The sequence below is a fragment of the Deltaproteobacteria bacterium genome (assembly GCA_017302835.1).
In the GTDB taxonomy this organism is placed as follows: domain Bacteria; phylum Bdellovibrionota; class Bdellovibrionia; order Bdellovibrionales; family Bdellovibrionaceae; genus UBA2316.
In genome coordinates this window covers 268,105-275,671 of sequence record JAFLCC010000006.1, presented here as the reverse complement: position 1 = coordinate 275,671, position 7,567 = coordinate 268,105, and the positions used below count along the sequence as shown (strand labels likewise).

The 7,567-nt window shown below is 37.5% G+C and carries 5 protein-coding genes; 1 reads left to right on the top strand and 4 read right to left on the bottom strand.

Features of this window, described 5'->3' with window-relative positions:
• Positions 1 to 92: 92 nt before the first annotated feature.
• Positions 93 to 1,904, bottom strand: a complete 1,812-nt coding sequence (locus J0M15_09220; protein MBN8537223.1) for a hypothetical protein — start codon at positions 1,902 to 1,904, stop codon at positions 93 to 95.
• Between the two features lie 426 nt (positions 1,905 to 2,330).
• On the opposite strand from J0M15_09220, the gene J0M15_09215 reads away from it, so the two are divergent.
• A complete protein-coding gene (locus tag J0M15_09215) occupies positions 2,331 to 3,911 on the top strand; it encodes a response regulator (protein ID MBN8537222.1) in 1,581 nt (526 codons plus the stop codon).
• A gap of 5 nt (positions 3,912 to 3,916) precedes the next feature.
• Here J0M15_09215 and J0M15_09210 read toward each other — a convergent pair whose 3' ends face one another.
• The 3 genes from J0M15_09210 to J0M15_09200 form a co-directional block, all read right to left on the bottom strand.
• A complete protein-coding gene (locus J0M15_09210) occupies positions 3,917 to 5,413 on the bottom strand; it encodes a PAS domain-containing sensor histidine kinase (protein ID MBN8537221.1) in 1,497 nt (498 codons plus the stop codon).
• A 102-nt stretch (positions 5,414 to 5,515) separates the two neighbouring features.
• On the bottom strand, positions 5,516 to 6,811 hold the full coding sequence (locus J0M15_09205; GenBank protein MBN8537220.1) for a trypsin-like serine protease: 1,296 nt from the start codon (positions 6,809 to 6,811) through the stop codon (positions 5,516 to 5,518).
• Between the two features lie 23 nt (positions 6,812 to 6,834).
• On the bottom strand, positions 6,835 to 7,536 hold the full coding sequence (locus tag J0M15_09200; GenBank protein MBN8537219.1) for a hypothetical protein: 702 nt from the start codon (positions 7,534 to 7,536) through the stop codon (positions 6,835 to 6,837).
• Positions 7,537 to 7,567 lie beyond the last annotated feature (31 nt).

The following is a 7,567-nucleotide window of genomic DNA, read 5'->3' as shown; positions in this document are numbered from 1 at the left end:
CAACTACACCAATAAGGTCAGCTTCATGCGAAAGATACTTCAGCGCTGTGGATACTTGAATCATCTATCGATAAACACTGACGAATTTTTATTCAAATGGCCCAACCCCGCTTAAAACCGGAGAGGCGATGATTAGAAGCAATTACAATATTTACAGGGACCTCAATGCGACTCACCCCTCCAGCCGCATTTCCAATTTCAAAGGAACCTTTCTCCGCTCCTTCTTTTAAGAATAAATTAATCATGGACTTGCTCCAATCATGAAACTCGTTGGCAAAAAGAACTCCATCTTCAGGTGCAAAATAACCAGGTAGCACATCACCCGGATGCCATTCTTTATTCAGGTGGACTCCTTGAAAGGAATTGGTTTTTTCATCTCTTTTTATATAATATTTTCCGCCAGAGTGAAGTACCAACCATTCAATAAATGCAGATAGGCTTTGGCTATCAACATAGCCCGGTGGCGCCCCTCTGACCTCATTTAAATCCGATTCTTTAATCAACTTCGGCAACCTGAAAAGATGATCATTCAAATTAAAGTCTTCTTTTAAATTTGGGTAACGTAATGCATGCTTCACTTGAAGGTAAACTTCTACTAACGTGTCTTTCCCCGTTCCTGGAAGACCTGCAAACCATGCCACATTTGGTTTTTTATTTTCGTAACCAGACCCCACATTTAATTTTTCAAATCCCATTAAGACGTCAACGGCTTCTGGCTGGCCTTCGAGGACAGCATTGATTCCCTCTTCTATCTTTTTTAGATAAGTAGCAATTTCAACTCTTCCCTTAGGGGTCGCCAAATCCTCACGGTGAAAGAATTTTGAAATATCCCTGGGTGGCCCCGAAGAAGATGGCGACAATTTCAATAAGTTAGAATCGGGATCATAAAGTATTGGAAATTTCATCATCAGGTCATAGGACCTATTGTTAGCAAAACCTTTAGGGGATTGGTTTTGGAGAGCGGCATCCTGAGGGCCCCCAACTATATTATCTAGATTAATAATAACTTCATTTTTTCTTTCAAAGAGATGATTTTGAATATCGATAGTACTCATGTTCAGCTGCCCTAGGTTTCTGTCTATTGAAAAATTCAACTTATAATCTTTTGGATTTCCAATTTGAATGGCATGACGTGCAATGGGTTTCATAAAGCTAGCTCTGTTATTCTTATTAATTAGAAACAGTGCCGTATTCTCATAATGATTGGTACCTGGCTTAAAATCAAAGGCTTGAAATAAAAGAAAGGGTGGCTTTAATCTGTCTAAGGCAGATCCACTGTTAGTTTCCCATTGGACCAAAGAGGCTGTAATTTGATCACTATGGTTTATGAGTCTCAGGTTGTACCTTCTGGTTGTATACTCCTTCAAAATATTTTCATGAACTGGTATTTTATAAGTTACAGGTTGATAGGGATTTAAAGGAGAACTTGAGCGCTTGTTCAGATCCACCACGAAAAGTGTTCTGTCAGGACTTTTTTCATAAACAAAAAGCCCTTGTTCTTTTAAGTAAGATTCAAATTCAGGATGATCAAAATCTATTGATGACTTAGTTGCTGAATTAATTGCTGGGCTAATTTCTGCATGACTTTGTACTGAGTTTGAATTTGAGTTTTTTTTGGGGTGAGGCAAGCTCAGATGGGTTTTTGCTTGATCAGGACTTCCATCAAAAATTTGCGAATGTAAAACGGTGTCACCATTTACTGAAACTAAATGGATCTCTACAATTGTTTTGATTGCCCCTGAAATTCCATCCACCATTTGTGATAAGGTGACTCTGATTTTATTTTGACTAGGAAGGTCGTATTCAAAACTATCAGGAACACTATTATTACTTCCTTCTTCGGAGGCGAGAGTAAATGTTAAAAAATTTAATAACAACAAACATACCAGTAAACTTTTTTGCATAGATTTTCCTTATGATTCCTATAAGATATCATCATTTAGTTTAATCATTCGAAATTATATTGCAAAAAACCATGCCAAAATTTAATTGCAGAAAATGCGCTTATTTTAAAAGAGGCTATCAGCTGTATCTTCTGACGACAGACCCAGCCAATTATTGCTAGTCACCTTCCCCTTCGAGATGCCAAGCTTTTTATGATTAATCGAGTGATCTACTCTCAATCAATCTTAAGAAAAAACAACAATTCTAAATTCAATTAGAGTTCTTCCAGGACACAGAGCGAAAGTAAATAGAAATTCTGAGTAAAAAGATATTACTGCACTCTCAGTTCTTGCCAACTTAAATGAAAACTTATCAAATAAGAACTTCAAAGCGTATTTAAAGAAAAGGAACAGAAGATAGAAGCGTTGGGAAAAGGATTTAAAAAGATGACCAATCAATCTGATTTAGTAAAATGCATGCGGTCGCTAATTGAAGCCGTTCCCGTTCCCGTTTTTCTTGTAGATTCAGAAAAAAAAATTAAGGCTACTAATAAAGCGTTCTATGAAAAATTTAACTGTATATCTTCGGAAATAACAGGACACTCTCTTTTCGATTTTTGCCATGATCCATTGAACAAACCTATTTTGATGAATGCTCTTGATAAGTCCATTTATGAGGGATTAGACTTTTTTGATCTAGAAATAGAGTTTGATTTTTTTAAGAAGGGTCGAGAAAAGATCCTCGTGAGTTCAAAGAACACAGAATTATTAGGTCCAGAAAAAAAAGCTGCTATTCTTTCCCTTCAAGCCATCCCCAAAAGTCATACAAAAGAATTGAGAACAATAGTGGAACATGAAAAAATGTTAAGGGAGATTGCCGAAAATTCCAATCGCAAAAAAGATGAATTTCTAGCAACTCTCTCCCATGAACTCCGCACCCCTTTAACGACAATTTTGGGATGGGCCCAAGAACTTCGTTCAAAAATGGATGACCCAAAAGGCCTGGAAGAAGGTCTTTCTATGATCGAACGAAACGCTCAGGTTCAAGGCCAGCTGATCAACGATCTTTTAGATGTATCAAGAATTAATTCAGGAAAGCTTTCTCTCAGCCCAAAAATAATTGATTTAATTCACGTCCTAAAAATAACCATTGATTCTGTTACAAGCCTCGCGAAAAATAAATCTCTCCTGATTGAGACGTTTGACCTTCCAAAAAAATGTCTTGTTTATGCAGACCCCACAAGAATGCAACAGGTCTTTTGGAACCTCTTCACAAACGCAATCAAGTTCACTCCTGAAGGTGGTAAAATTGTTATCGAAGGTTCACTGAAGGACTCTCCAAATGAACGACTTGTTCAAATTGCCATTAGGGACACGGGAATTGGCATTAAGAAGGAATTTATTCCTTTAATTTTTCAACGGTTCGTCCAAGAAGATGTCTCTACAGCGAAAAAATATGGCGGAATAGGACTTGGCCTGGCTATTGTCAAAACTCTCCTTGAAACACAAAGTGGGACGATTATAGCCGAGAGTCAAGGTCCAGGAACGGGAGCTACCTTTACTTTGACCCTCCCATTGATCCCTGAGTCTGAAACTCAAACTGGCCTTTTCATGGAAGGGGCCGATCTTCAAAAAAAGCCAAGACGTCTGGATGGATTGAAAATATTAGCTGTCGATGACAATGAAGACAATCGAATACTGATTGCCTCCATCTTAAAGTCTCTTGGCGCTGAGGTTCAGGTCGCCGATTCAGCAGTCAGTGGCCTTCAAGTATTATCGAAATTCCATCCAGATATTTTACTGACCGATATTTCTATGCCTGGAGAGGATGGCTACAGCTTTCTTCGCAAGATTAACAAGTTAGATTCTGAATGTACAAAAAGCCTTCCGATTGTCGCCTTAACAGCCTTTGCAGCTCCTGAAGATGTCACTCGCATACTCAAAGCAGGTTTTTCGGCACATATAGCAAAGCCTATTGAAAGGTTAGCCTTATCCTCTACGATTTTAAAGCTCGTGAATCCTGGGTGATATTGCTAAGGACCTGAGGTGACATCAACAAGAATAAACTCAAATCGACTTCCTTGATTTGGTTCTGACCAAATTAACTGTAGATTCCCGTTGAGTTGTTGGGCGTATTTTTTAGCCAAAACAAGACCAAGACCAAGACCTTCATTTTCTCTCGTTGATGAAGCATCGCCTTGCTGAAAGGGCGTAAAAAGAACTTTTTTTTGATCTGCTGAAATTCCAATTCCAGTATCTTCAACAAAAATAATTAAATCTTTTTCCCCATGATCATTCTTTCTTTCATCAAATTTAACCTGAACAAAACCTTTTGAAGTAAACTTAACGGCGTTCTCTACAAGATTTCTTAGGATCAGAAAGGTTTTACTGAAATCAATGTAAATCAATTGCCCAGGATCCAAAAAACATTCTACCGAAAAATTAAGGTTTTTCATTCGTGCGCGATGAGATCCAAAGGCTTCGATTTCACCTACGAGCCTTCTAAGAGGGACATTTGTTCGCTGAGCTCTTGGAACATTCTGTTCTGCTCGAGAAATATCAATAAGTCCGTCAATAATTCTTGTTAGATTCTTTACGTTGATCTTGATTCTTTCTTTTATATCACTCAACTCTAAATCTGAAAGAAGTCCCGGATCACAAATTAATTCAGAAAAACCTGCAATAGCATTGAGTGGCGTGCGAATTTCATGACTTATATTTGCAAGAAAATCGTTCTTTGCTTGAATTGCATAATTGGCTTTAACAAGGGCCCTTTGCAAAGAAAGTTCCTGATTTTTATGGACTGTTATATCTTGTAAAAATCCAGAAATAGACTGAACAGAGTCCCCAAATCGGTTAGGTTGCCCAATTAGCCGTAAGCACTTTTCGAAATTAGACTTTAAGACCAGCTTAAACTCCTGATCAAAAGAATCACCAGTCTTGCAAGATCTCTCTATGCATTTTTTCAGAAAATCTCGACTTTCTAAAGTAAATGAATTTATAAATGAATCAATGGTATAGGCTGAATGACTATCTATCCCCAAAATACGAGCGGCTTGATCGCTTAACCAGATTTTGTTTTCAAGAACTTTTAGGAGCCAACTTCCCGACTCTGAAATTGATTCAGCTAAGTTGAGTTGATTTTTGACAAACTGTTGGTCCGATACATCTTGCGTGATCCCTAGGACGCAGTTAACTTCCCCATGACCATTCAGAATAGGAACATAATTCAACCGAAGAGTTATGATCTCTTTTCCAAAACAAATCTGAATCTCTTTCTCTACCGGAGTTTTTGTCTGAATGGCTTCCTCAACTAAAGGAACAAAGGTATCGCAAACGTTGGAAGGCAATAGATCATTTGGTTTCTTACCCATGGCATGCAGCAATGGTATTCCACTCATCACTTCACCGGCTCGATTGTAATAGATATAGTGAAGATCCGTTGCAAATACTCCAGTCGCATAAGGTAGATTTTCAATAATGGAGAAAAGCTCTTCTCTTGTTAGGTTGATCGGATCAACAGGAGACATTTAATTATCCTTTGAATTGAAATGAATTGACAATTTCATTAGTGTTTTTACCGTATAAAATAAAGGAGCACAATTGCTGATCTTAAAAAAGAGAACTATTTTTTAATCGCAGGCTTTTAATTCCCATTTTTCTCTTTGAACTGTCTGGAGGGGACTCTGGATTTCAACATCAAATTTAATAAGATTCTCATTAAAAAATTCGATAACAGGAATATTCACTTTGTATGTTAAACTTTTTTCAATGACTTCAGCTGAAAAATCTAACTGGGTTCCAATTTTTTGTTTAGCAATAAACTCAGGTAACTCAAAAGAGATTCCAATCAAATTTGATTCTTTGATCTTCTTTCTCAAAATACCCATTGGATTTCCATTAAACAAAACGCACTTAGGTGCTAGCTTAAAAATAATTTCTTTTACCAAATAATCACCTTTCGTATTTGCACTGTGCTGATGATCATTTTCTTTTGATGGTTCTTTGGATACGAGACTCCAATTGAATAATCTCATCTCGGAATTTTTAAACCTCTTCTCGTACTGCAGCTTTTCTTCAACTAGCTTCAACAGTTTCATATTTTCTTGAGCATAAAGCTCATTAGCTAATTTCTTTTCGTTCTCGGGATTAATGGGAAGATCGCAAGAGCTCAAATTCATCGAAGGATATCCCAAGATTCCTAGATCAACACAGCTAAAGTTAGAACCAAAAACCGTATTCATTTCTTGCATCTCTTTTTTCAATCCGAATCCACCCCCTGAGCTTAACATCCCCCGAACCAATCCATCCTCAGATAAAATAGGAGAACCTGAGTTCCCTTTGATAGCCACACAAGGGTTTAAGTTAATGATAGGGCTCTTTTCGGTCACGTAATAAGGATTCAAAAGAGTTTTTGGCTTAGGCAAGCAGATTATTTTTTTAAGCACGCCACCTTTTTCTGTAGGATCAATTTTATAAATCTGAAATTTTGATTGAAATGGGAATCCGCTCTGGGAAATTCTAAGCACTTTTCGTTGAAATGACTTTTCAAATTTCAATAAGGCCAAATCCACATTGAGCCCATTTTCAAACAATGGCGCCGTGATAAAGACGACCTTATCACAATTATTACTTTCTGCTTTATCTGAAGAATTGGAACCAAGTTTATTTTCTGGAAAAGCAAATGAAATAACTTTTGAACAACTAGTACCTATTTGCTTTAGATCATCAGGAAGACAATGTAGATTCGTAGCGACTACATTGTCCTTTACCAGAAAACCAGTACATACTTTGAGCTGACCCTTACTCTCTCTAATCCTCAGCTGACCAACACTTTCATGGCAGTCATTAACATTTTCACAACTTAGCTCTGCAAATGCCCTTTGCCAATAAATAAGAGAGAGTAGAAAAAAAACAAGAACCTTCATTTAGAAAAATAATAGCTGAATTTTTAATTAACGTCGAAGAGATTATTTACGGCCTTGCCGTTTAGTGATCTCACATGAAGCAAATATCTTCCTGGCTTGACATTATTTATAAGGATTGTTTGCTCGAAAGGATAACTTCCATTGACACACCCTACCCCTGCACGTTGTTCTAGTTCAGCAATGGGAGCAACAGCTATCACTTTAGGTTGCACCTTAGGAATGATTTTTCTTAGCTTCATACAAGAGTTTGTGAACACTCCAGAAATAGTTACTGCCACTTTGCCATTTTGACTTTTTAAATAAGCTTGAGCTACGGGCGCATACAGATAGTCATCCGGAGTTGTTTTAGTCGCCTTAACCACATTTAAGACTCCAATATTTCGACCACCAGACTGCATCACCTTGTATTGACCATCAGTAACCACCCCCAGATTGATGACCTCATCATGGGGAACAAGCACATCTAAACAAAGTCCCTCGTAACGATATTCATACAGAACAACCTCAATATTTTTCGTTATGGGATTTACTTTAAACCTCGACCCTGCAGGTTTCGAGCAAGTATCTCTGTAAACTCCTTCAACCACAACTTGAACATTATCATTGGAATCAAAACCATCCGGGATATACCCGGCATCTATATTTGAATATCTCAAAGTTGGTAACTCATCAGCAAAACTCAATGCAGGAACTAATAGCAACAAACATATTAATAAATTTCTCACATATCCTCCTTGTTTGACTAAAGCCTCTGCC

What these genes read in the sequence shown, in the direction of transcription:
- J0M15_09220 (MBN8537223.1), bottom strand. Translation starts at nt 1,904, where the DNA reads ATGCAAAAAAGTTTACTGGTATGTTTGTTGTTATTAAATTTTTTAACA.
- J0M15_09210 (MBN8537221.1), bottom strand. Translation starts at nt 5,413, where the DNA reads ATGTCTCCTGTTGATCCGATCAACCTAACAAGAGAAGAGCTTTTCTCC.
- J0M15_09205 (MBN8537220.1), bottom strand. Translation starts at nt 6,811, where the DNA reads ATGAAGGTTCTTGTTTTTTTTCTACTCTCTCTTATTTATTGGCAAAGG.
- J0M15_09215 (MBN8537222.1), top strand. Translation starts at nt 2,331, where the DNA reads ATGACCAATCAATCTGATTTAGTAAAATGCATGCGGTCGCTAATTGAA.